The sequence below is a fragment of the Bradyrhizobium brasilense genome, from assembly GCF_029714345.1.
GTDB classification, from domain to species: domain Bacteria; phylum Pseudomonadota; class Alphaproteobacteria; order Rhizobiales; family Xanthobacteraceae; genus Bradyrhizobium; species Bradyrhizobium australafricanum.
In genome coordinates, this window is the sequence record NZ_CP121669.1 from 2,234,467 (window position 1) to 2,257,423 (window position 22,957).

A 22,957-nucleotide genomic window follows, 5' to 3' on the forward strand; every position below is an offset into this window, starting at 1 on the left:
CGGAATGACGATGTGGAGAGAGGAGCGCTCCCTACTCCGCCGCCTCGGTCGCCTTCAGCGTCGGATAATCCGTGTAGCCCTTGGCGCCGCCGCCGTAGAAGGTCGCCTTGTCCCACTCGTTGAGCGTCGCGCCGGTCTTGAGCCGCTCGACCAGATCGGGGTTGGAGATGAACGGCTTGCCGAACGCGATCAGGTCTGCCGCGCCGGCCTCCAGCACTTTCTCCGCAAGCGCGAAATCGTAGCCGTTGTTGGCGACATAGGCCTGCTTGAAGCGCTTGCGCAGCGAGGCGTAGTCGAACGGCGCGATATCGCGCGGGCCGCCGGTCGCGCCTTCGACGACGTGGAGATAGGTCAGCTTCAGCGCACTGAGCTGGTCGACGATGTAGTCGAACAGCGCTTGCGGATTGGAGTCGGTGATGTCGTTGGCCGGCGTCACCGGCGAGATCCGGATGCCGGTGCGATCGGCGCCGGCCTCGCTGGCGACCGCCTTGGACACGTCCAGCATCAGCTGGGCGCGGTTCTCGATTCCGCCGCCATAAGCGTCGGTGCGCTTGTTGGTGCCGTCGCGGGCGAACTGGTCGAGCAGATAGCCGTTGGCGCCGTGGATCTCGACGCCGTCGAAGCCGGCCGCCAGCGCATTCGCGGTGCCGCGCTTGAAGTCCTCGATGATCCCTGGAATTTCCGACAGCTCGAGCGCGCGTGGCTCGGACACGTCGGCAAACGTGCCGTTCACGAAGGTCTTGGTCTTGGCTTTGATCGCGCTCGGCGCCACCGGCGCGCCGCCGTTCGGCTGCAGTGCGACATGCGAGATGCGGCCGACATGCCAGAGCTGGATGAAGATGCGGCCACCGCGCTCATGCACCCGATCGGTGACCCTGCGCCAGCCCTCGACCTGTTCCTTCGAATAGATGCCGGGCGTGTCCTGATAGCCCTGGCCCTGCTGCGAGACCTGGCTCGCTTCGGTGATCAGAAGGCCGGCGGAGGCGCGCTGGCCGTAATAGTCCACCGCGAGTGGGCTCGGCACCATGCCGGGCGGCACCGCGCGGTTGCGCGTCAGTGGCGCCATCACCAGGCGGTTCGGCAGCGTCAGCGCGCCGAGCTTGTAGGGCTCGAGAAGTTTGGTCGATTGGCTCATGTGAAATGTTCCAGAGAATGACTGATGAAGGAGAATTGTGCATTGCCGCGACGAGCGCAATGGGCCGAGGCATTCGCGCTCCGCAGGCTAGCTGCGCACAATTCCGCCCATGTGGCCGGCATCGAGGAACAAGGTGTGCGCGTTCACGTAGGAGGATTCATTCGAAATCAGGAACAGCGCAGTATAGGCGACCTCCCAGCCGGTGCCCTGGCGGCCGAAAGGCACTGTCACGGCGCGGTCGGATCGCCTGCGGCTGGCGTCGCGCCCCATCGGCGTGTCCATGAAGCCGGGCGCGATCACATTGCAGCGAATGCCCCTGTCCTCGCCGGCCCGCGCGATCGCCCGCCCCAGCGCGATCTGCGCCGCCTTGGAGGATTCATAGGCCGGGTTGCGGCCGCCGGCGCGCTGGCTCGCCATCGAGGAGATCAGGATGATCGCGCCGCCCGGCGCCATCACCTCCAGCGCCTTCTGCGCGAACAGCATGTGGCTGCGCACATTGACGGCATAGTCGCGGTCCCAGGCTTCGGCCGTCATCTTGGGCAGCGACAGGCCGGAGGAGATGCCGACATTGAGCGCCAGCCCGTCGAGCCCGCCGAGCCTTTGCGCGCAGCGTTCGACCGCGGGCGCGATCGCCGCGACGTCGGAGACATCGACCACATCGGTGAAGGCCTTGCCGCCTTCGCCTGTGATCTGCGCGACGGTGTCGTCGGCGGCGTCCTTGTTGACGTCGAGGCAGGCGACCGACGCGCCCTCGCGCGCGAACAGCACGCTCATGGCGCGGCCGTTGCCGATCGGCGGCGCTTCATCCACGGTGGTGCGCTGTCCCGCGCCGACCACGATGACGCGCCGCCCGGCGAGGCGGCCGTGGTTCTTCGCCAGTCCGAGCGCTTCGGCATGCAGCGAAGCGGACGGATCGATGGCTTTCGGTGCGTGGGTTGTGGTCGACATGGCGTGCTCCCTGACGTCTTGTTGTTGTCAGGGAGCAGTAGCACGGCTGCGCATGCGAGGCGACGTGTCGCGCCGCAGCCTTGGCGAAGGCGGAGAATCCCGCCGCGGGGAATATCGATCACCCCGGCCCTGTTAGGTCCTCATCCTGAGGAGCCGCGAAGCGGCGTCTCGAAGGATGCGGCCCGAGTGGGGGCTCATGGTTCGGAGACGCGCGAAGACGCGCTCCTCACCATGAGGGACGAAGCGCGTCAGCTGACGCCGAGGAAATCGCGCTTGCCGATCTCGACGCCGTTGTGGCGCAGGATGTCGTGCGCGGTCACGGCGTGGAAATAGAAGTTCGGGAACGAGAACGCGCTGACGAATTGCTGGCCCTTCAAGGTCATCGTGCGATCGGGGCCGATCGGGAAGGTGACGTCCCTGGCGTCGGCGCCGTCGAACTGCGCCGGCTTGAACGACTTCACATAGTCGATCGTCTTGGCGAGCCGCTGCTTCAGTTCACTGATGCTCTTCTCGGTATCGGGCGTCGACGGCACTTCGCTATGGGTCAGCCGCGCGCAGCCCCGTGCGGCGTGATCGCAGACAAGTTGCACCTGCTTGGTCAGCGGCAGCATATCGGGATAGAGCCGCGATCCCAGCAACACCTCGGGCGCGATCTTCTTCGCTTCGCAATGCGCCTCGGCCTTGGTCAGCTCGCCGGTGAGGCTGTTGAGGATCTGCAGGTAGGCGGGGACGACGGCGTCATGAAAGGACATGTGATGCTCCCTGTTCTGATGAAATCCGGATGTTACCGAACGGCGATGCTGCAAGTGGGGCGGCAAGGGGAAGAATACAACTGCGGGCGGCTGTAACAGTTGGTCAAATATTTCCCGCGGGCGGCATTCTTGATCCCGTCATCCTGAGGAGCCGCGAAGCGGCGTCTCGAAGGATGCACGGCCCGGCTGGGGGGCCGATTCATCCTTCGAGACGGCCGCGTTGCGGCCTCCTCAGGATGACGGATCGCCAGAGTCTGCGTAGCCCGGATGGAGCGCAGCGCAATCCGGGGAGGCGCATCGGGGCTTGTCCCGGATTTCGCTGCGCTGCATTCGGGCTACGGAAAATGGGCGTTCGCTCTACCGCATCCCCGGTGCCGCGGCGTCCGCGGCCGGCTGGGTGCGGGGCCCGCCGCGCATCCGCGCCAGGAGCTCCGCGGTCGGCCAGGAATCCGCCGGCAGGCCGTACTTCATCTGCATCGCCTTCACCGCACTGCGGCTTGCCTGTCCGAGCACGCCGTCGATCTTGCCGACGTCGTAGCCGGCACGCGCGAGCAATCCCTGCAGCTCCTTGATCTCATTGAACGGCAATTGCGCGACCGGCGCGTGCGGCCGCTGCATCGGCGGTGCGCCCGCGATGCGGCCGGCGAGATAGCCGGCGGTGGTCGAATAGATCAGCGAGTTGTTCCACTCGGTGTAGGCGGCGAAGTTCGCATAGGCGAGGAACGCCGGACCCATCCGGCCCATCGGCAGCAGCAGCGAGGCCGGCATCTCGTCATTCGGCAATGGCTTGCCGTCGGTCAAGCTGACGCCAAGCGACACCCATTTCGAGCGCGGCAGCTTGATGGTGAGGTCGGCCTGGTCCCACGGGAAGTTTGCCGCCTGCGGCACGCGCACCTCCTGCAGCCACGGCTCGCCGCGCCGCCACTTCAATCCGGTGGCGATGTAGTTCGCGGTCGAGCCGATCACGTCGGGGCCGCTTTGCAGGAGATTGCGATGGCCGTCGCCGTCATAGTCGACCGCGTAGTTGAAATAATGCGTCGGCAAGAATTGCGTCTGGCCGAGCTCGCCGGCCCATGAGCCGATCATCTCGTCGGGCGTCAGGTCGCCGCGCTCGATGATCTTCAGCGCGGCGATGGTCTCGCCTTGGAACATTTCAGAGCGGCGGCAGTCATAGGCCAGCGACACCAGCGATTTCAGCGTCGGCAAATTGCCCATCTGGACGCCGAAATCGCTCTCCAGTCCCCAGAACGCGGCGATCACCGCCGGCGGCACGCCATATTCCTTTTCGGCGCGCGCGAATGCGGAGGCATAGGTCCGGATGTATTGCTGGCCCTGCTGCATGCGATAGTTCGCGGCCATGCGGCCGGCGAACTGGGTGAAGATCTGCCCGAACACGCGCTGGCCGCGGTCGCGGTTGACGATGCCTTGGTCGTAGATCAGGTAGGGCGCGGTCTCCGCGATCGTGCGCTGCGAGACGCCGGCGGCGACCGCCTTCTGCTTCAGCTCGGCGAGGAAGCGATCGAAGTTTTGCCCGTTGTGACAGGACGCAGCCCTCGGCGAGGCGACGGCGGCCGGGCGCGGCCTGACCGGTGCGGGATTCAAGGGGCTGGGCAGCGGCTGCTGCGCCGAGGCGAGGGTAGAGAGCGCCAGCGCCCCCGCGATCGCTGCGATCATGATCGGGGCGCGGAGGGGAGAGGCTGGCATCGATGTCACCGGCTGGAAAGAGGGGAATTGAAGCCCAATCTGCATACACCAGGGCGACACCGGGCAACAACGGGGATAGCGCCGTTAGACCAATTGGGCTGAGGTAGGTTGAGCCGCCACCACTATGATCGGCCGGTGATTCGCGGGCAGGGGTGTCGGCGGATCGATCACGCCCGGAGGGACCCATGTGGAGTTTTCTCGAGCGTCTTTTGGATTCGTCGACGTTTTCGCCGCACGGCATCTGCCTGTTATGGGAACCGGAGCTGATCTGGCTCCACGTGATTTCAGACGCGATCATTGCCGCTTCGTATTTCTCGATCCCTTTTGCGCTGGCGATCCTCGTCTCCAAGCGGCGCGATTTCCAGTTCGGCTGGATGGCGTGGCCGTTCGCCGCGTTCATCCTCGCCTGCGGCCTCACCCATGTGTTCTCGATCTACACGCTGTGGGTGCCGATCTACGGTCTCGAGGGCCTGCTCAAGGCACTGACCGCTGTCGCCTCGATCTTCACCGCAGTGCTGCTCTGGCCGCTGATCCCGCGGATTCTCGCGATCCCGACCGAAGAGCAGTTGCGCGAGGCCCATGTCGCGCTCGCCGAGGAGGGACGCCAGCGCCAGCGCTCGGAATTCCTGCTCGAGCGCTTTCGCGAGGCCGAGGCGAATGAGAGCAAGATCCGTCAGGCGCAGAAGATGGAAGCGGTCGGCCAGCTCACCGGCGGCATTGCGCACGACTTCAACAACATCCTCACCGTCATCACCGGCACGATCGACATCCTGGCCGAGGCAGTCACTCACAACCGCCAGCTCACCGAAATCACCGCGCTGATCCGCGACGCCGCCGAGCGCGGCGCATCGCTGACGCGGCATCTGCTCGCCTTCGCGCGCAAGCAGCCGCTGCAGCCGAGCGACGTCGACGTCAACGCGTTGATGGTCGACACCATAGAGCTGCTGCGGCCGACCATCGGCGACCATGTCGACATCGATTTTCGCGCCGCACCCGATCTGCCGCGCGCACTGGTCGATGGCAACCAGCTCGTCACCGCGATCATCAACCTTGCGCTCAACGCGCGCGACGCGATGCCGAAGGGCGGCCGGCTGATGATCGAGACCCGCACCGCCGAGCTCAAGCCATCGGACGTGAGCGGCCATGATGGGCTTGCCGCCGGTGACTATGTCGCGATCGCGCTGACCGACAACGGTCGGGGCATTGCGGAAGCCGATCTGGCCAAGGTGTTCGAACCGTTCTTCACCACCAAGGACGTCGGCAAGGGCACCGGGCTCGGCCTCAGCATGGTCTACGGCTTCGTCAAGCAATCCAACGGCCACGTCGTGCTCGACAGCGAGATCGGTCGCGGCACCAAGGTGATGCTCTATCTGCCGCGCGCGGCGGTGGTCTCAGCGGCAGCGGTGCCCGAGCGGCGGCAGCCGGACGTGCGCGGCGCGCGGGAAATCGTGCTCGTCGTCGAGGACGACAGACTGGTGCGCTCCTATGTGCTGACCCAGATCGAGAGCCTCGGCTACACCACGCTGTCGGCCAATAATGGCCGCGAAGCCCTTGCCGTGCTCGACAGCGGCGCGCCGATCGATCTGTTGTTCACCGACGTCATCATGCCGGGCGCGATGAACGGACGCGACCTCGCCACCGAGGCGCGGAAGCGCCGCGCGGGTCTGCGCGTCCTCTTCACGTCGGGCTATACCGATGACGCTATCGACCAGGACGGCAAGCTCGAGCAGGGCATCCTGTTCCTGGCAAAACCCTACAGCCGCGCCGAGCTCGCCCGCATGTTGCGCGTCGCATTGCGCGAGGAGGGGGCGGTGATTGCGCAGGAACCGGCGGCGTAGCGAAGGATCGTAGCCCGCATGAGCGAAGCGACATGCGGGACCGGTCTTACCCGCATATCCCTTCGCTCATGCGGGCTACCGATCGCCGCGGCAGATAACCGATTGTTAACCCCCGCCGCGTCGCTGCGACGCACTGGTTCCCCTTGCGGCTTCAGCGGCAAAATCCCTACCTCAGCGGCGTGAGTTGTGGCAGCATTCCGCTCGCCGTGAGGGAACAACGATGAACTATTTCCGCACCGCGCTCCTGCTTGCCGGCCTCACCGCCCTGTTCATGGGGGTCGGCTATCTGATCGGCGGCGGCACCGGCGCCGTGATCGCGCTGATGGTCGCGGCTGCGACAAATCTGTTCACCTACTGGAATTCCGATCGCATGGTGCTGTCGATGTACGGCGCCCATCAGGTCGATGCGGGCTCGGCGCCCGAACTCTACAATCTCGTCGCCGAGCTGGCGCAGCGCGCCGCGCTCCCGATGCCGCGTGTGTTCCTGATGGACGAGGCGCAGCCCAATGCGTTCGCGACCGGCCGCAATCCGGAGAATGCGGCGGTCGCCGTCACCACGGGCCTGATGCAGCAGCTCAGCCGCGAGGAGCTAGCCGGCGTGATCGCGCATGAGCTTGCGCATATCAAGCATCACGACACGCTGACCATGACGATCACGGCGACGATCGCCGGCGCGATCTCGATGCTGGCGCAGTTCGGCATGTTCTTCGGCGGCAACCGCAACAACAACGGCCCCGGCATCGTCGGATCGATCGCGATGATGATCCTGGCGCCGCTCGGCGCCATGCTGGTGCAGATGGCGATCAGCCGCACCCGCGAATACGCCGCCGACAATTATGGCGCACGCATCGTGGGCCAGCCGATGTGGCTTGCCTCCGCGCTCGCGAAGATCGAGAACGCCGCGCATCAGGTGCCGAACATGGAGGCCGAGCGCAATCCGGCCACCGCGCACATGTTCATCATCAACCCGCTGTCGGGCCACGGCGTCGACAACCTGTTCGCGACCCACCCCTCGACCGCGAACCGCATCGCCGCGCTGCAGCAGCTCGCCGCCGAGCTCGGCACCCAGACCGCGCCGCGCCCGGCCGGTGGAAGCTATCCGCCGCGCAGCCCGTGGGGCGGATCCGGCCAGCGCGGCCCGTGGGGGTAGGGTGGGACCAAGCCGTAGCCGCGAAGGCGGTGTGCTCCCTCGCCCCGTTCTTACGGGGAGAGGGTTGGGGTGAGGTTCGTCTCCGCAAATACAGCGATAGCTGCATTCGCGGAAGCTCCCCCTCACCCGGAACGCATCTAGCGATGCGTTCCGACCTCTCCCCGCACGCGGGGCGAGGTGAAGTGAAGGCAGCTGCTACGCGCTCGCGGCGTCCAGCCGTTCGACCTGGTCCTTGCTCAGCTCAAGTTTGGTCGCCGCGACCAGGGTTGCGACCTGCTCGGGCCTGGTGGCGCTGGCAATCGGCGCGGTGACGGAGGGTTTTGCCATCAGCCAGGCGAGCGCGACCGCAGCCGGCTCGGCGCGGGTTTCCGCGGCGACCTCGTCGAGACCGGCCAGGATGCGCATGCCGCGCGGGTTCATGTATTTAGGAATGCTGCGTGCACCGCGCGGGCTCTTTGCGAAGTCGCTCTCCGAGCGATATTTGCCGGTCAAAAATCCGGCGGCGAGCGAGAAGAACGTGATCACGCCGACGTCGTTCGCCTCGCAGACGCGTTGCAGCGCGCCTTCGTAGCTTGAGCGCTCCGCGAGGCTGTATTCGGGCTGCATGCTCTCGTAGCGCGGCAGGCCGTTCGCCTTGGCAATGTCGAGCGCGCTCTGGAGTCGCTCCGCCGAGAAGTTCGAGGCGCCGATCGCCCTGACCTTGCCGGCCTTGACCAGTTTGTCATAGGCCGCGAGCGTCTCTTCCTGCGGCGTCGTCTCATCGTCCTTGTGGGACTGGTAGAGGTCGATGAAATCGGTCTGCAGCCGCCGCAGCGAGTCCTCGACGGCGCGCGCGATGTAGTCCGGCTTCAACCCGACATTGCCGCCGCCCATGTCCATGCCGACCTTGGTGGCGAGGACGACGCGGTTGCGGTTGCCGCGCGCCTTCATCCATTTGCCGATGATCGTCTCGGATTCGCCGCCGCTGTGGCCCGGTACCCAGCGCGAATAGACATCCGCCGTATCCAGGAATGTCAGCCCCTGATCGAGCACGGTGTCGAGCAGGCGAAACGACGACGTCTCGTCCACGGTCCAGCCGAATACATTGCAGCCGAAGCACAGGGGAGGGACAGTGAGGCCGGAGCGGCCGAGCGCGTGATGCTTCATGAGTTTTCTTTCGCTTGTTCTTGATAGCGGGCGGCGGACACTGAGGCAGATCGCCCTTGTTTGCAAGGCGTTGTGCCGCAACCGCCTGGCAGGCGCTTGGCGGACGCGGATGGATCGGGACCGCTCGTCGGTCAGGTCAGGCACGCTGCCCCTCGACGCTGCATCGACTAAGGAAGAGATTCTGTCGCAGAGCAGAAACGCGATTTTATTTGCCGCGGGTCTGATGTAGATTGCGCGGCGAGCTGCCACCGGTTGCGCCGAAATCCGGAGAATGAGCGGCAGCGCGACTGGCCATCGGCAGGCCATTTCTTCTCATTTTTCAGTACGAAATGCTCTGCCCGGGCCGCGTGCCTGGGTGAATGTTTTTTCATTCCAACCAAACGGAGCGATTGCCATGCATTTCTGCTTCTCTGGTGAATACACCCCGCGTTCCCTGAACAACATCATGGAAAACCCGACGACCAATCGATACGAGGCCGCGAAGAAGTTGATTGAGGCCGCCGGCGGAAAGCTGATTTCGATGTACAGCACGGCGACCGATGGCCCCGGCGTGATGGTGATCTTCGACGTGCCGGATCCGAGCTTCGCGCCTGCGGTCAGCGGCGTGGTGGTCGCGGCCGGCGCCATGCAGAATGTGCGGCTGATCCGGCTCTTTACCCAGGACGAGATCAAGGTGGTGCGTCAGCACGCGACCAAGCTCAAGGCCGCCTACACGCCGCCCGGCGGTTAGCAGGCCGAGCGATCCAAAACGGCGCAGATTGATCTGATGGCCGGTGTCACTCTCGCGCGGCGGCGCTTGCTGGCGTCCCGCGCGGAGGCGAGGGCCGTTGCGCGCCGCTGATCCGGGGCGTCAACGGATGGGCACTAGCTCAGGCGGATGTCCTGGCTACGTGCATGCCGGCCACAGCCCCGGCCGGTTGTGCCGTCGCATGACGTCCGCCGCCTCGCTCGGCCTCCGCTTCAGCAAGACGAGCGCAGTACGCGCTAAGGCGCGATGAGATCAGGGCGTGTACTCATGAATTCTTCGCGTCCGCTTTGATCTCGGAAGCTGACGTTGAGGCCGACATCGCCGTATGTCGGCCTTGGGCCAAAAAGCAACATCCAAAGAAGTTCAGTTGACTGCGTGCGGCCTCAAAGTTCATGTTGAACGGCGTCTCGGTCGCGCGACCGAACTACTTAGAGCCCGCCCCTATAACGCTTGCTCGCATGTCCAGCCCTTCTTAGCGGACGACTAGCGAATGCGACAGGGGATGCGAAGTATCGCCTTGGCCGACCAGCGCCGCTTGGGGATGGAAAAATCACACCCCCCGCTTCTTCAGACCGAGCCCCTCGAACTGCGTCTTCTGCTCGTCACTCAGGTTCCAACGGAAATCGTCGACCGCGTCGTTCACGCTGATGATCGCCTCTCTCATCGCTTCCAACCGCGCCTTCGCGGCCTTAAGGCGGGCCGGCGGGGTGAGCGCGTCCTTTGGCGGGCATGGGTTTAAGGCTTCCATGGTGCCCATCGTGGTATCCTGCACCACTTCGAGCGCGGCGCGTTGCGTATCGTTCAGTTTTAGGCTGGCGACGATGTCGTCGAGGGGCCATTGCTGGGCGACGAGCTGGCGGTATTGCTTTTCGGCCTGTTGCTCGTCTTGCGGTTCACGGCTCGCCTGGCAGGCGGCGTCCTGCATCTCCTTCAGCTTCGCGGCCGCAGCGTTAGCGCGGCGGTCGCGTTCGGGCGTGTTGAGCTGGGCCTTCTGTTCATCGCTTAGGAGATCGTAGAATTTTTGAAATGGCGGCATAACGGTCGCAACTGCGCTCAGCATCGCGTTGACGCGGCTCTGCATGGCCGCGAATCGCTCCAGCGCGGTGGTTGCGGTCTGTGCTGGACAGGAAGCGCGGATGGTGTTGCCGGCGGAAATCCAGGCGCTCGCGAACTCGTCGAAGGCTGCGCGCTGCGCCTCGTTCGCCGCGACCGCTAGGCCGATCCGCTCGAGGGGAAGGCCGGTCGTCTCGGCGGTGTCGCCGCTACAGAATTCCTGCACCGAGGGCGCTTTGCGATGCCGCCTCCCGGCGGGGCGCTCGGCCGCAAACGCTGAGAGATCGCTCGCAGCGTAAGGCGAGAAGATCGCGGCGTAGAGATCGCCGTAGCCATAGGCCCAGAAGCCGCTGCCATCATTGAGAAGCGCGTAGTCATAGAGATCGCTATAGGCAAACGGCCAGAAGAGCGGACCGACCCAGCCGTATGAACCGTCGGAGTGCTGCCACCAGCCTTGCGCAGCTCGGCCGCCCTGCCAGCCGGCCAGCGCGGCGACGGCCGTGAGCTGCGCGCGCTCACTCGGGCCGATCGACTCGGCGGCGGGGCGAAGATCTTGCGGTCTTAGAGCAGCCGTGCGGACGCGGCTGTGGCGCGCCGCCATGCGTGCGTGGCGGAGACCCGCGACCGACAGCACGCCGGCCATCGCGAAGCGCGCGACACTCACGGGGCCGCCAACGCGCAGGCGGAAACCCGCCTCGGCCGCGCTCGGCAGCGCTCCCAGAACGCCAATTGCAACGCCGGCCGCAGCCATTCCAAGGCGGGACTTTGACATGATCTCTCCCTCGGTCTCTCCCTTGGCGGTCCAGGCCACATCGCGTCACAAATATGACTCGCAGCGGAACCGAAAGTTCCTCCCGCCGTTTTCATTGGGTGAACCTGCGGTCAGGTCACGACGTCAACGGATTAGTCGCGTCGGGTACACGCGCTGGGTCGAATCGTCATCGCGCTTTAGTTTGGTGTGTGATTCGCGCAAACGCGTTGTCGCGAGGGAAAGCCGCTTCGCACTTTTCCGGATCATGCTTTAGCGCACGTCGTCCTCGGTCGAATGCTCCTCCGTTTTCGGCGGCCAGGCGCCGCGCCGGACCAGCGCCTCGTGCAGGAGATGTGCACGCTGTTCGTCGCACCCGACGGCTGCAAGGTGGTCGAGGGCGCGATCAGCAAGGACGGCTGGTGCAAGGCCTTTGCCGCGGTGGATTGATCGGCGGATTGATCCTTGGCTCACAACTCCCGCGCATTCGAGAACGCGAACGAGGACACGCGCCGCGTGGTCTCGTCCAGGATCAGGGTGCGCGTGATCGGCGGCTCGGCGCGCTGGCTGCAATTCTCGCGCTCGCAAAGCCGGCAGTTGACGCCGATCGGGGTGCCCTCGACCTTCTCCAGATCCATGCCGGTGGCATAGACGAGCTTGGCTGCATGACGGATCTCGCAGCCGAGTCCGATCGCAAAGCGCGGCTGCGGCTGCGGGTAGGGCGCCACCGGCCGGCGCACCATCTGCGCGATCGAGAAGTAGCGCGTGCCGTCCGGCAATTCGATCACCTGGCTGAGCAGGCGATCCGGCATGTCGAAGGTCGAGTGCACGTTCCAGAGCGGGCAGGTGCCGCCGAACTTGGAGAACGGGAAGGTGCCGGAGGAGAACCGCTTCGACACGTTACCGGCATTGTCGACGCGGAGCAGGAAAAACGGCACGCCGCGCGCGTTCGGCCGTTGCAGCGTGGTGAGGCGGTGGCAGACCTGCTCGAAGCCGGCGTTGAAACGCTGCGCCAGTACATGGACGTCGTAGCTCAAGGCTTCGGCTGCGGAATGAAACGCCTGATAGGGCATCATCGCGGCGGCTGCGAAGTAATTGGCGAGCGTGATGCGGTAGAGCCGGCGCGCGGTGTCGTCGAGCGGACCGGCGCGGCTGACGATGGCGTCGATCGAAGCGCCGCACTCGACAAAGCCGATCTGCAGCGCAAGCTGGAAGCTGCGGCCGGAGCTGTCGACCAGTTCGGAGATCAAGAGCTGACGGCGATGCCGATCGAAACGGCGCAGCGTCTCGCGCATCACGTCGACCGGCATCACGCGGGTCAGAATCGAATGTTTTTCGCGGAGGCGCGTGGTCAGCGCCGTGAACAGGCCTTCGGTCGGCACGTTGAGCTCGTCGCGCAAATTCTCCGCGGCGGTCTCGAGCTCCGGAAAATAGTTGCGGTTGGCCTCGATCAGGTCGCGCACCCGCTCGATCGGGTTGGCGTCGAATTGCGAGCCTTCGCGGTCGGCCATCTGCGCCGCCACCAGCGTCTCGCCGCGTCGCGCCTCGGTGTAAGCGGCGTAGAGCCGCTGCAGCGCATGCGTCACGCCGGGGCAGAGCTCGGCGAGGTCGCGCAGCTCCTGCTTCGGCAGGTCGATCTGGCGGAACAGGGGATCGGAGAAGATCTCGTTGAGTTCGGCGAAGAAGCGGTCCTCGTCGGCGGTGGCGAGGTCGCGCAAGTCGAGGTCGTAGGTCTCGGCCAGCCGCAGCAGGATCTGGGCCGTCACCGGGCGCTGGTTGCGCTCGATCAGGTTGATGTAGGAGGGCGAGATGCCGAGTCCCTCGGCGATCTGGGTCTGCGACAGCCCCAATTGCTGGCGGATCCGCCGGAAGCGCGGACCGACGAAGAGTTTCTTTCCGGACTCGCCAGGCATGGCAGGCTTCCTGACCTATTTTGTGACAAAATTTACAAATCGACATTTATTACAAGTTCATATGTTACATGACATCACCAATAAATAACAAGGCATCTGTACGAACTTCGCGTTTTCGCGTTTATCTCCTGACACGCGGTTCGCAATGCTCTGTCAAGAATGTCGATCGGACGAGCAGGTTGCGGGGATCAAGGTACAGGCGGCTGGGCAAAGGCAGCCCGATTTTTTGAAGGAGACTGACGATGAGCAAGGGCAGCAATTTCTGGGTGATCGGCGGAGAGTTCGGGTCGATGAACTTCCACAAGCTCGTCGAAGGGTCGGCCCAGGTCCGCGGTCCGTTCAAGACCCGCAAGGAAGCCGAAGAGTGCTGGAAGGAAGTTTCGGAAGAGAGCCGCCACAAGGCCGGCGTGCGCTTCTCCATCGTCGAGGAGCCGTCGCGGGTTTCGGCCTGAGCGCCAGAATTTTCAGAGCTAAGAAAACGTCCAAGGACGGCGGCCCCATCCGGTTTCATCCGGGTGGGGTCGACCGCTTTTGGGACAGCGTCAGGTCTTTGATCTGGGGATAAGTGGCGACCTAAGTGCTTGGGAACCAACGCCCTTTGCGGACATCTTGGTTGCTGATAGGTTAATGCGCAGGAAACCCGTCACCACGAGACCGCAAGGCATGTCCGATCCGCAGAACACCGGCAGCGAGGCGCGCGAGATGCGGCCGACGCTGCGAGAGGCGTTGCGACGGGCGCGGATCGAGGCGGCCGATCGCACCGGTGTCGTCGTCGAGTTGCGCGACGCCGAGGTGGCGCGGCTCGAGATCCTCAACGATGCGCTCGATCCGCTGTTCGCGCAGGTGCCGGACAAGGTCGATCTGTTCGACCGCGGCATCAGCCAGGGCGAGACGCCGCGGCTGTGGATCGACGTCGTCGCGCATGTGCTGATGGGGCGCGACAAGCGGATCTACCGCTTCGTGCAGGACACGAGGTTCGGCCGCATCGTGCTTGCCGAATCGCATGACGTGGCCGCGATCGTCGATGCCGTCACCGACTATGTCGCGCGCCGCCTGATCGAGCGCGAGCATGCGATGGTGGCAACGCCGCTTCCGGTTGCCGAGCCGCCGGCGCCGCCGCCCGTGCCGGTGGCGCCGAAGCGCCGCGGCGGGATCGGCATGTTCGTGTTCGGCTTCGTCATGGGCGCGCTCGCGCTGTTCGGTCTCGCGCTGTATGCGAGCTTGCAAAACTTCTAGCCGCTCAAGGGGCGGGGCATCGTGGTCATAACACCCGCCTCGGCATTTTTCGGCGTCCTGGCGGCGGCCGCGGTGGTCGGCAGCGCCGTGCTGTTCGGCAAGTGGCAGACGTTGCGGCGCGCCGAATACATCCGCACCTTTTACTGGCCGGCGGGCCTGTTGGCGCGGCTCGAGAAGCGTCACCCCGGCTTCACCCGCAAGGACAGCGCGCTGGTCTCGCGCGGCCTGCGGCAATTCTTCCTCGCCTATCTGATGAGCGGCAAGCGCTACGTCTCGATGCCGTCGCAGGCGGCCGACGACCTCTGGCACGAATTCATTCTCTACACCCGCGAATACGACGCGTTCTGCCGCCGCGCCTTCGGCAGCTTCCTGCATCACACCCCCGCGGTGGTCCTGGTGAAGGAGCGGCGCAGGAGCAATGAGGGGCTGCGCCGGGTCTGGTGGTACTGCTGCAAATACGAGAACATCGATCCGGTCAGGCCGACCCGGCTGCCGCTGCTGTTCGCGCTCGACGCCAAGCTGAACATCGCGAACGGCTTCATCTATCACACCGACTGCGAGGCGCTGCGCCGCAGCGGCATCGGTGGTAGCAGTCCCTATTGCGGCGGCGATTTCTCCGACTCCTCGATCGACGGATCGTCAGCCGGCTTCGGCGATGCCGGCAGCGACGGGAGCAGTGGCAGCGATGGCGGTGACGGCGGCGGTGATGGTGGCGGCGGTGACAGCGGCGGCGGTTGCGGCGGTGGGTGCGGCGGTGGCGGGGGCGGCGATTAGGCTAGTCGTGCTTGCTTCAATTCGCGAATGCCGGCGTGATCGCCGAGCCCGCGCACGGTCTGCTCGCAGCGCCAGCCATTGCCGTCACGCTCGATCGTGAACAAATTGTAGGCCGCCGCCGGATAGTGCTTGCGCGCCAGCGCCGATGCCGACGGCACGCCGATCGCCGGGATCTTCCGCTCCGGGCCGTCGAACCACATCGTCGAATGGATGTGGTCGTGGCCATGCAGCACCAGTTCGACGCCGTGGCGCCTGAGCAGCGCCAGCAGCTGATGCGAATCGGTCAGCCGCTTGGCGCGGCCGTCGGAGTGCAGCGGGTGATGCACCAAGAGGACGCGGAAGGCGTCCTCCCGCGACAGCTGCGCGAGAATCGCATCGAGCGCATCGAGCTGAGGATGGCCGAGCCAGCCGGTCGCCATCAGCGGCGGGGTCGGCACCGCCGAGGAGACGCCGATCAGCGCCAGCGGCCCGCGGCGGCGCACGAACGGAAAATGCGTTGCCGCGCCGTCGGCGTCGCCGCGCAGATAGTCGCCGAAGTGACTGACGAAGCGATGCCGGGTCGCGCGCACATAGGCGTCGTGGTTGCCGGGGACCACGGTGACGTCGGCAGGCGAACCTACCCCCTCCAGCCATTGCCGGGCCGGATTGAACTCGGCATCCAGTGCCAGATTGACGAGGTCACCGGTCACGGCAATGTGGTCCGGCTGCTGCGCCTGCATGTCCGACACCAGCGCGTCGAGCACGTCGCGGCGGTGATATTTGTGACGGTTGCGCGTCCAGTTCAGGTAGCCGAAGGCGCGCTTGCCGGCGAGATCGCGCAGCCGCGCCGCCGGCAGCGGCGGCAGATGCGGGTCCGACAGATGCGCGAGGCGGAACGCCGCCATCATGCGATTCCCTTCGGATTGTCCGCGAAAAGTGGCCGGCAGCCGGTCATGTCGTGCTATCCCGAACGTCCTGCCCTGTATTGGCAAGAGCTGCGCAGGCGCGCAAGGATCAAAGCACGGATCAAACACCATGATGTCGAGGGTTCAGTGACGGTCCTGCTCGATTTACGCAAGCGCTACGAGCCGCAGATCAGATGGGTGTTTCATTTCTACTGGCGGCTCGTCCGCAGCATGACGCTCGGGGTCCGTGCCGTCGTGCTCGATGCCGACAACAGGGTGTTCCTGGTCAAGCACAGCTACGTCCATGGCTGGTATCTGCCTGGCGGCGGGGTCGAGGTCGGCGAAAGTTTTATCGAGTCGCTGCGGCGCGAATTGGAGGAGGAGGGGCGGATCGAGCTCAAGGGCGAGCCGGTGCTGCACGGCATCTTCCACAATAGCCACGTCTCGCCGCGCGATCATGTCGCGGTCTACGTCGTCAGGAACTACCGGCAGGACCGCCTGCCGGAGCCGAATCGCGAGATCGTGGCCTGCGGCTTCTTCGATCCGGCTGATCTGCCTGACGAGACCACCCCGGGTACGCGGCTGCGGATCGCGGAGGTGCTCGAGGGCAAGCCGCCGACGGCGACATGGCGGTGATGGACCGCGCCCGCGCCAGATGCTATCCCGCGCCCCACAATGACCGAATTGTCCCTGACCATCCTGCCCGAGACCCCGAAAGACGCCCAGGCGATCGAGCGTCTGCACGAGCGCACCTTCGGGCCCGGCCGCTTCGTGCTCAGCGCCTACCGGCTGCGCGAGCATGTCGATCATTTGCTCGATGTCTCCTTCACGGCGCGGATCGGCACGCTGCTGGTCGGCTCGGTGCGCCAGCTGCCGGTCACGATCGGCGATACGCCGGCCCTGATGCTTGGGCCGTTGACGGTCGAGCCGCCGTTCCGCAGCCGCGGCGTCGGCCGTGCGCTGCTCGAGCGTGCGATCAACGACGCCCGCGCCAAGGGCCATCGGCTGATCGTGCTGGTCGGCGACGAGCCATACTACGCGCGGGTCGGCTTCAAGCCGGTCCCGAAGGGGCGGATGACCATGCCCGGCCCGGTCGATTACAGTCGCCTGCTTGTCATGGAACTGGTCGACGGCGCGGCCGAGGGCGTGTCCGGGCCAATCCTGCCGGACTGGAGCAAGGCGATCTGACATCCGCGCGAGCGGTGCCGGAACGGTTGCGCACCATCGGAAACTGAAGCACAGTTGAGGCAAGCGCCGGGACAAGACCGGCGCATGTCATATCAACAGGGAGAGTGCGCGCCATGATCAAAGTCAGTGTGATGTATCCGAACAATCCAGGCGCACGCTTTGATCACGACTATTATCGCGACAAGCACATGCCGCTGGTGAAGGCGCGCCTCGGCGACGCGTGCAAATACTACACCGTCGACAAGGGTCTCGCCGGGGGCGCGCCGGGGCAACCTGCAACCTATGTCGGAATGTGCCACATCTTCTGCGACTCGGTTGAGGCCTTCGCGGCCGGCATGGGCAAGCACGCCCAGGAGATCATGGGCGACATCCCGAATTACACCGACCAGCAGCCGGTGATCCAGATCAGCGAAGTCGTCGTCGGCCACTGATCGTCCAGACCGAGCAGGTTACGCAGCTCCCCTCAGAGACGCTCGTAGCCCGGATGGAGCGAAGCGAAATCCGGGATCAGTCTCACCGCGGGAGCAGTCCCCCCGGATTGCGCTGCGCTCCAACCGGGTTACGCGATCGCAAAATCCCTCTGCCGCTGGCGGCAGAGGGATACGCACGTCTCAGAACTTCAGGTTGGCGAACGCCCGTATGCCGAGGCCCGGCATCAGCACCTCGTCCTTGGTATAAGAAACGGAGTTGCGGATGTTCTGGTTGAGCAGGTTGTTGCCGACCAGACCAAGCGTCATCTCGCGTGCGCCGATCCATGACGAATTCAGCTTGGTGTTGTAGGTGATCTCCGCGTTGAGGAGATTGTAGCCCGCGGTCGGGGTCTCGCCGATGACAGCGATGTCGTTCTGCGCGAAGGCGTGCACCAGATTGATGCGGGTCAGCCAGTTGCTGTCGCGCCAATAGAAGCCGCCGCCAAGCCGCACCGGTGGAATCCGCGGCACGTTGGTGCCGTCGGTGAAGGTCGCGCGCACCACGTCGAACTGGTTCTCGATGCCCCAGATGCCGCCGTTGAGCGGACCGATGTCGAACTGGCTCTGGAATTCGGCGCCGCGGAAGATCGCGTCACGCTGCGAATAAACCGCCTGCCGCGCCTCATTGTTGGGATCGCCATTGCCGCAGGAGTCGAAATCGTCGCCGCACATCACCCCGGTCAGGCGGCGATAGATGAAGTTGCTGAAGCGGGTGTAGTAGGCGGTGGCTTCGAAGCGGAACGGTCCGGTCGCCTTGCGCAGGCCGATCTCGACCGATTTCGCGGTCTCGATGGTCAGGTTCGGATTGCCGATGTCGAAGGTCGCGGTCGCATCATGCGCGCCGCGCGAGAACAGCTCCGCAGGCTTCGGCGCGCGTTCGACATATTGCGCCGTGATGCTGCCGACGAGATCGCCGGGCAGGTTCTGCAGCAGCCCGATGCTGCCGCTGACCGGCGTGTAGGACGGATTGCGTGCGATCGAGCTCTGCGGTGCGCCGTCAGGCAGATAGTCCGCCGGGAAATTCGGCATCGATCCGTGCAGGTCGACATGTTCGATGCGGCCGGCGATCTGCGCCTTGGTCGAATCCGTGAACTTGAACTCGTTGAACACGTAACCCGCGACGCGGTTGTTGTTGTTCGGACTCCACAGGCCGTTGAACAGCGAGGTCGGATCGTCCGGGCTCGGCGCGGTCAGCTCCTGATGCCCGGCCTGCACGCCGAACGCGGTCGTCACCGTGGCGAAGCGCGCGTTGAACGGCATCATCTGCACCTCGACGCGGGCTTCCTGCTCCTTGTTGGTGAAGGTCTGCCGCACGCCGTCGCTCAACGGGTCGGTCGGATCGGCGAGGCCGAGCTCGTTGTGGCGATAGTCGGTCGCGCCGACCCAGAACCGCACCGCATCGATCGCAGCAGTATCGGGCCGGTACTCGCCCTTGACGGCGATCTTGGTCTGGTGCGCGTCGATCCGGGTCTGGTGGTCGGCGCCGTCGATGCCGGGGATGTGGTAGAGCGAGTCGTTCTGGGTGATCGCCGCGCCGATATAGCCGCCCTGGAAGAAATAGGAGGCGCCGACCGACGCGCCGTCCGACTGCGTCGCGGAGTTCGGCTGGCGGCCGTTCACCGGCCGCGTCTGGTCGAACAGATATGGATAGCTCGGGATGCTGTAGTCGCTGGTCGAGCGGCCATAGACGTCGGCATGCACGGCGACATTGTTGCCGCCGGCGTCCAGCAGCATGCCGCCCTCGACGCCGCGATTGACCGAACTGACCGACGTGCGGGTCTCGACATTGAGGCAACCCGGCGCGCCGGCGTCGGCCAGCGGAGCCTTCACCGGCAATCCGTAGCTCTGGAACGGCGCCGCCACGCAGGTCGGCATCGCATCGGGAATCCGGTTGTTGGTGGCGCTGACGACGCCGCCGATCGAGGTCGAGCCGTAGCGCAGCGCGGCCGGGCCGCGCACCACTTCGATCTGGTTGGTCGAGAGCGGATCGATCGGGACGAAATGATCTTCGCCGAGATCCGACACGCCGCCGCCGCCGAGACCGTTTTCGACGATGCCGACGCGGTTGACGTCGAGGCCGCGGATGATCGGCCGGCTCGACGCGCCCGGCGCGAAGCTCGAACCGGTGATGCCGGGCTTGGAGAACAGGAGATCGCCGAGCGTGGCGGCGCCGGAGCGCCGCAGTTCCTCGTTGGGTATCACGGTGACGGTGGCGAACTGATCGGTAACCACGGGCAGCACGCCCTGCTGCGGTGCCGGCGCTGGTGCCGCAGCCGCCGGTTGCGCGGCCGCAGCGCGTTCGCGGTTGCGGCTCGGCGCGGCCCGGACAACATGACTCGGCGTACGCGTTGGCGCCGCCCGGTGCCGTTGGATCGGGCTCGGTGCCGTCACGGTGATGTCAGGGAGTTGCGTCGGCGCGTCGTCGGCCAGCGCATTGTGGCTCATCGCGCCCAGCAATAGCCAGCTCACGCTCCCGATATAGAGTGCTCGTTTCTTCTGAAGTGTCATTGTCCCGTTCCAGGCCCGTCGAAATGACGGATCGATTCCGATTTGCCCCGCTGGCGCAGGCCGCAAATGTGACGCGGCCGTCCGCTCAGGGCGTGCAGCAATCAGTCGATGTCAGGACAGGGGAGGTGCGCGGGAGCGGAAGGCCGCCGGCGCCGATTTCAGATGGGCGAATTCGGCATTGGTGGTGCGGAACAGAAGCTCGATCGCTTCCGGCAGCAACAGCACCGGCGGCGCCGTGAACAGCATGCTGCTCGCGAGCGAGATGACGGCGCAGATCGCGCAATTGTCGGCCGGATGCCGGTCGTTGTCGTGATTGGCGGGCTGTGGCGTCCCGGTCACCTGGACCGCGAGGTCCGGCGTCGCCGAGGTCCCGATATAGGCGAGATCGACCAGCGACAGCCCGGTCTGGCCTGCGGGCGCCGCTTGCGCAGCCGCGATCGGATGGAAATGCCCGAACGACAGCATGAACTGGACGGCGAGCGCGAACAGCGCCAGCCGCGAGCCAGTCTTGATGTGTCGCCGGAACCACTGCATGTCTGATGACGCCCGCCCAATCGGGAGCGCATCAACACCCCAGCGCCCCGATGTTACATTATAACATCGGATGGCATGCGCGATGTCAACCAGCGTTCAGACAAACCGTGTCGATGCATTGCCTGTGTGTGCTTGATGCAACGCAAACGTGAGCCCGGCCGGGCTCAGCGTCCCTCGCGCAGCCATGTTGCCGCGAACGCGCCGAGCAACAGCAGCAGGCCGACCAGGCCGGCGAACATCGGCAGCACGCCGACACCCTTAACGACGCTGGCGTCGCGCATCTTGACGCCGAGCCAGCCGTCGCCGCGGAAGATCGAGGAGGAGCGCACCGGCACGACGCGCGGCATATCGAGGCTCGAACCGTCGACGATGCGCCGTGCGTCGCCGCCGGTCGCTTGCGCCAGCGGCTTCAGCATGTCGGTGGTCGAGGTGACCTCCGAGAATTCCTTCGGGTTGGTCGGGCCGACATTGATAAGCGCCTTCAGCGTGCCGTCGGTGGCCTGCCACAGGCCGAGCTCGTTGGCGGGCAGCGTCGCGCGCCACTCGCCGGGATCGCCGGCGGTGAGCGTCAGTTCATGCGTGGTGCCGCTCGGCGACGTCACGGTGACCGGCGATACGGTGTCGGCCATCGTCTGGCGCACCACCATGAGATCCTTACCCTGCACCTGCATGCGCAGCGCCTCTTCGTCGAGGTCGGGCTGCTTCATCAGCCAGTGCGACACCCGCCGCAACAAATCGAGATGCGGGCCGCCGCCCTCGTAGCCGCGCGCCCACAGCCAGATGTGGTCCGAGAGCAGCAGCGCGACGCGGCCTTCGCCGAAGCGCGACAGCAGCAGCAGCGGCTTGCCGTCGGCGCCGGTCATGACCGGCGGATTGATTGCGTTGCGGGTATCGACGGTGCGGAAGAACCGGCTCCAATGCGGCGGCTCGGCATTCGAGCCTTCCAGCCCGCGCGTCACCGGATGGCGCTTACCGGCATCGCTCAGATGCGCGTAGAACGGCTTCTCGGTCACACCGACCGGTTCGGCCGGCAGCACCGAATCCAGCGGCGTGCGCCAGATGCTGGTGGTCGAGGCGTAGTCGGGGCCGGCGGACACCAGCACCGCGCCGCCGGCGCGGACATAGCGAGCGATGTTGTCGAAATAGGCGATCGGCAGCACGCCCTGGCGGGCGTAGCGGTCGAAGATGATCAGCTGGAATTCGTTGATCTTCTGCTGGAACAGCTCGCGGGTCGGAAATGCGATCAGCGACAGCTCGTTGATCGGCGTGCCGTCCTGCTTCTCCGGCGGACGCAGAATGGTGAAGTGCACGAGATCGACGCTGGGGTCGGATTTCAAGAGGTTGCGCCAGGTGCGTTCGCCGGAATGCGGCTCGCCGGACACCAGCAGCACGCGCAGCTTGTCGCGCACGCCGTCGATCGCGACCACGGCGCGATTGTTGACCGGCGTCAACTCGTTCTCGAGCGGCGAGGCCTCGATCTCGACGATGTTGGGCCCAGCGTGCTTGATGTCGATGTCGACGCTCGAGGTCTGGCCGCTGGTCAGCGTGCGCTCGTTGATCACTTCGCCGTCGCGGCGGATCGTGACCTTGGCGCGCTCGCCGGTGACGCCCTGGTCGTCGAGCCGGAAGGTAATGGTCTGGGTCTGGCCGACGATGCCGAAGCGCGGGGCGGCGGTGATCGCGATGCGGCGGTCGCGCTCGTCCTTGCGGCCGGTGATCAGCGCGTGCACCGGCGCCTGGAAGCCGAGCGCCTGGGCGTTGGCGGGAATGTCGTGCACGCGGCCATCGGTGATCATGAAGGCGCCGGCGACGCGCTCGACCGGAACGTCCGACAGCGCCGACGTCAGCGCGCCGAACAGTTTTGTGCCATCGGTCTCGCCATCGGCCTGACCGGCCTCGACGACGCGGACCTCGAGGCCCTTGATCTGCTTCAGGCTGTCGACCAGCGCCTGCCGCGCCTTGTCGGTCTCCTGGTTGCGCGTGCCGAAATTCTGGCTTGGGCTCTTGTCGACCACGACGGCAGCGACCGAAGACAGCGGCTCGCGGTCCTCGCGGGTGAAGGAGGGATTGGCCAGTGCCAGCAGGATCAGCGCCAGCGCCGCGACCCGCACCGCGGCGCCCCGCGCGCGCGACACCAGGAGCAGCACGGCAATGACGACGATCGCGCCGAGCGCGAGCCACAGCACGAGCGAAGGAACCAGCGGTGTGAACGCGATACCGTAGTTCAT

21 protein-coding genes are annotated in these 22,957 nt (G+C 65.6%); 10 read left to right on the forward strand and 11 right to left on the reverse strand.

Going from position 1 to position 22,957, the window contains the following annotated elements; translation table 11 throughout:
* Positions 1-31: 31 nt before the first annotated feature.
* From QA635_RS10300 to QA635_RS10315, 4 genes are all read right to left on the reverse strand, one after another.
* Positions 32-1,135 carry an alkene reductase gene (locus QA635_RS10300; protein WP_283068682.1) on the reverse strand — a complete coding sequence of 368 codons (1,104 nt, stop codon included), beginning with the start codon at positions 1,133-1,135 and terminating at the stop codon, positions 32-34.
* 87 nt (positions 1,136-1,222) lie between these two features.
* Complete coding sequence (locus QA635_RS10305) at positions 1,223-2,083, reverse strand: SDR family NAD(P)-dependent oxidoreductase (protein ID WP_283068683.1); 861 nt, start codon at positions 2,081-2,083, stop codon at positions 1,223-1,225.
* A 248-nt stretch (positions 2,084-2,331) separates the two neighbouring features.
* Positions 2,332-2,835: a DUF1993 domain-containing protein gene (locus QA635_RS10310; RefSeq protein ID WP_283068684.1), complete on the reverse strand. Its 504-nt coding sequence runs from the start codon at positions 2,833-2,835 to the stop codon at positions 2,332-2,334.
* A gap of 357 nt (positions 2,836-3,192) precedes the next feature.
* Positions 3,193-4,539 (reverse strand): lytic murein transglycosylase, encoded by a 1,347-nt coding sequence (locus QA635_RS10315; RefSeq protein WP_283068686.1) that lies wholly within the window; start codon positions 4,537-4,539, stop codon positions 3,193-3,195.
* A gap of 185 nt (positions 4,540-4,724) precedes the next feature.
* Between QA635_RS10315 and QA635_RS10320 the strand changes: the two genes are divergently transcribed.
* Entirely contained in the window at positions 4,725-6,377 is a 1,653-nt protein-coding gene (locus QA635_RS10320) for an ATP-binding protein (RefSeq protein WP_283068687.1), read from the forward strand.
* Between the two features lie 220 nt (positions 6,378-6,597).
* Complete coding sequence (gene htpX, locus QA635_RS10325; protein WP_141340519.1) at positions 6,598-7,527, forward strand: zinc metalloprotease HtpX; 930 nt, start codon at positions 6,598-6,600, stop codon at positions 7,525-7,527.
* A 195-nt stretch (positions 7,528-7,722) separates the two neighbouring features.
* Here htpX and QA635_RS10330 read toward each other — a convergent pair whose 3' ends face one another.
* Positions 7,723-8,673, reverse strand: a complete 951-nt coding sequence (locus tag QA635_RS10330) for an aldo/keto reductase (RefSeq protein ID WP_283068690.1) — start codon at positions 8,671-8,673, stop codon at positions 7,723-7,725.
* Positions 8,674-8,944: 271 nt separating this feature from the next.
* Here QA635_RS10330 and QA635_RS10335 point away from each other — a divergent pair, with 271 nt between their 5' ends.
* The gene (locus tag QA635_RS10335; protein WP_229193141.1) at positions 8,945-9,403 is read left to right on the forward strand and encodes a GYD domain-containing protein; all 459 of its coding nucleotides are present in this window, start codon (positions 8,945-8,947) and stop codon (positions 9,401-9,403) included.
* 568 nt (positions 9,404-9,971) lie between these two features.
* Here QA635_RS10335 and QA635_RS10340 read toward each other — a convergent pair.
* Positions 9,972-11,225 carry a Spy/CpxP family protein refolding chaperone gene (locus tag QA635_RS10340; protein ID WP_283071567.1) on the reverse strand — a complete coding sequence of 418 codons (1,254 nt, stop codon included), beginning with the start codon at positions 11,223-11,225 and terminating at the stop codon, positions 9,972-9,974.
* Between the two features lie 294 nt (positions 11,226-11,519).
* On the opposite strand from QA635_RS10340, the gene QA635_RS10345 reads away from it, so the two are divergent.
* Positions 11,520-11,672, forward strand: a complete 153-nt coding sequence (locus tag QA635_RS10345; protein ID WP_283068693.1) for a hypothetical protein — start codon at positions 11,520-11,522, stop codon at positions 11,670-11,672.
* A gap of 20 nt (positions 11,673-11,692) precedes the next feature.
* Here QA635_RS10345 and QA635_RS10350 read toward each other — a convergent pair whose 3' ends face one another.
* On the reverse strand, positions 11,693-13,135 hold the full coding sequence (locus QA635_RS10350) for a helix-turn-helix domain-containing protein (RefSeq protein ID WP_057016971.1): 1,443 nt from the start codon (positions 13,133-13,135) through the stop codon (positions 11,693-11,695).
* 242 nt (positions 13,136-13,377) lie between these two features.
* On the opposite strand from QA635_RS10350, the gene QA635_RS10355 reads away from it, so the two are divergent.
* The 3 genes from QA635_RS10355 (at position 13,378) to QA635_RS10365 (ending at position 15,145) form a co-directional block, all read left to right on the forward strand.
* Positions 13,378-13,587, forward strand: coding sequence for a DUF4170 domain-containing protein (locus QA635_RS10355; RefSeq protein WP_016839740.1), 210 nt, complete (start codon positions 13,378-13,380; stop codon positions 13,585-13,587).
* A gap of 211 nt (positions 13,588-13,798) precedes the next feature.
* A complete protein-coding gene (locus tag QA635_RS10360; RefSeq protein ID WP_283071569.1) occupies positions 13,799-14,371 on the forward strand; it encodes a hypothetical protein in 573 nt (190 codons plus the stop codon).
* Positions 14,372-14,392: 21 nt separating this feature from the next.
* On the forward strand, positions 14,393-15,145 hold the full coding sequence (locus QA635_RS10365; protein ID WP_283068697.1) for a glycine-rich domain-containing protein: 753 nt from the start codon (positions 14,393-14,395) through the stop codon (positions 15,143-15,145).
* Here the strand turns inward: QA635_RS10365 and QA635_RS10370 are convergent.
* Positions 15,142-16,029, reverse strand: coding sequence for a metallophosphoesterase family protein (locus tag QA635_RS10370; protein ID WP_283071574.1), 888 nt, complete (start codon positions 16,027-16,029; stop codon positions 15,142-15,144). The genes QA635_RS10365 and QA635_RS10370 overlap by 4 nt on opposite strands.
* A 147-nt stretch (positions 16,030-16,176) precedes the next feature.
* Between QA635_RS10370 and QA635_RS10375 the strand changes: the two genes are divergently transcribed.
* The 3 genes from QA635_RS10375 to QA635_RS10385 all read left to right on the forward strand — a co-directional run bounded on the left by QA635_RS10375 (position 16,177) and on the right by QA635_RS10385 (position 17,648).
* Complete coding sequence (locus QA635_RS10375; protein ID WP_016839736.1) at positions 16,177-16,665, forward strand: NUDIX domain-containing protein; 489 nt, start codon at positions 16,177-16,179, stop codon at positions 16,663-16,665.
* Positions 16,666-16,704: 39 nt separating this feature from the next.
* Complete coding sequence (locus QA635_RS10380) at positions 16,705-17,217, forward strand: GNAT family N-acetyltransferase (protein WP_057016974.1); 513 nt, start codon at positions 16,705-16,707, stop codon at positions 17,215-17,217.
* Positions 17,218-17,330: 113 nt separating this feature from the next.
* On the forward strand, positions 17,331-17,648 hold the full coding sequence (locus QA635_RS10385; protein ID WP_225158578.1) for an EthD family reductase: 318 nt from the start codon (positions 17,331-17,333) through the stop codon (positions 17,646-17,648).
* 180 nt (positions 17,649-17,828) lie between these two features.
* Here QA635_RS10385 and QA635_RS10390 read toward each other — a convergent pair whose 3' ends face one another.
* The 3 genes from QA635_RS10390 to QA635_RS10400 form a co-directional block, all read right to left on the reverse strand.
* Positions 17,829-20,195 (reverse strand): TonB-dependent receptor, encoded by a 2,367-nt coding sequence (locus tag QA635_RS10390; protein WP_283068701.1) that lies wholly within the window; start codon positions 20,193-20,195, stop codon positions 17,829-17,831.
* Between the two features lie 111 nt (positions 20,196-20,306).
* A complete protein-coding gene (locus QA635_RS10395) occupies positions 20,307-20,729 on the reverse strand; it encodes a DUF2946 family protein (RefSeq protein WP_283068703.1) in 423 nt (140 codons plus the stop codon).
* 164 nt (positions 20,730-20,893) lie between these two features.
* Positions 20,894-22,957: a hypothetical protein gene (locus QA635_RS10400; protein ID WP_092085833.1), complete on the reverse strand. Its 2,064-nt coding sequence runs from the start codon at positions 22,955-22,957 to the stop codon at positions 20,894-20,896.

Excerpts from the sequence above, each read along its gene's own strand:
- QA635_RS10355 (WP_016839740.1), top strand. The coding sequence starts at position 13,378 with ATGAGCAAGGGCAGCAATTTCTGGGTGATCGGCGGAGAGTTCGGGTCG.
- QA635_RS10340 (WP_283071567.1), bottom strand. The coding sequence starts at position 11,225 with ATGGCTGCGGCCGGCGTTGCAATTGGCGTTCTGGGAGCGCTGCCGAGC.
- QA635_RS10400 (WP_092085833.1), bottom strand. The coding sequence starts at position 22,957 with ATGAACTACGGTATCGCGTTCACACCGCTGGTTCCTTCGCTCGTGCTG.
- QA635_RS10305 (WP_283068683.1), bottom strand. The coding sequence starts at position 2,083 with ATGTCGACCACAACCCACGCACCGAAAGCCATCGATCCGTCCGCTTCG.
- QA635_RS10330 (WP_283068690.1), bottom strand. The coding sequence starts at position 8,673 with ATGAAGCATCACGCGCTCGGCCGCTCCGGCCTCACTGTCCCTCCCCTG.
- htpX (WP_141340519.1), top strand. The coding sequence starts at position 6,598 with ATGAACTATTTCCGCACCGCGCTCCTGCTTGCCGGCCTCACCGCCCTG.
- QA635_RS10310 (WP_283068684.1), bottom strand. The coding sequence starts at position 2,835 with ATGTCCTTTCATGACGCCGTCGTCCCCGCCTACCTGCAGATCCTCAAC.
- QA635_RS10335 (WP_229193141.1), top strand. The coding sequence starts at position 8,945 with ATGAGCGGCAGCGCGACTGGCCATCGGCAGGCCATTTCTTCTCATTTT.
- QA635_RS10320 (WP_283068687.1), top strand. The coding sequence starts at position 4,725 with ATGTGGAGTTTTCTCGAGCGTCTTTTGGATTCGTCGACGTTTTCGCCG.
- QA635_RS10390 (WP_283068701.1), bottom strand. The coding sequence starts at position 20,195 with ATGACACTTCAGAAGAAACGAGCACTCTATATCGGGAGCGTGAGCTGG.
- QA635_RS10380 (WP_057016974.1), top strand. The coding sequence starts at position 16,705 with ATGACCGAATTGTCCCTGACCATCCTGCCCGAGACCCCGAAAGACGCC.
- QA635_RS10350 (WP_057016971.1), bottom strand. The coding sequence starts at position 13,135 with ATGCCTGGCGAGTCCGGAAAGAAACTCTTCGTCGGTCCGCGCTTCCGG.
- QA635_RS10395 (WP_283068703.1), bottom strand. The coding sequence starts at position 20,729 with ATGCAGTGGTTCCGGCGACACATCAAGACTGGCTCGCGGCTGGCGCTG.
- QA635_RS10315 (WP_283068686.1), bottom strand. The coding sequence starts at position 4,539 with ATGCCAGCCTCTCCCCTCCGCGCCCCGATCATGATCGCAGCGATCGCG.
- QA635_RS10300 (WP_283068682.1), bottom strand. The coding sequence starts at position 1,135 with ATGAGCCAATCGACCAAACTTCTCGAGCCCTACAAGCTCGGCGCGCTG.
- QA635_RS10345 (WP_283068693.1), top strand. The coding sequence starts at position 11,520 with ATGCTCCTCCGTTTTCGGCGGCCAGGCGCCGCGCCGGACCAGCGCCTC.
- QA635_RS10360 (WP_283071569.1), top strand. The coding sequence starts at position 13,799 with ATGTCCGATCCGCAGAACACCGGCAGCGAGGCGCGCGAGATGCGGCCG.
- QA635_RS10385 (WP_225158578.1), top strand. The coding sequence starts at position 17,331 with ATGATCAAAGTCAGTGTGATGTATCCGAACAATCCAGGCGCACGCTTT.
- QA635_RS10370 (WP_283071574.1), bottom strand. The coding sequence starts at position 16,029 with ATGGCGGCGTTCCGCCTCGCGCATCTGTCGGACCCGCATCTGCCGCCG.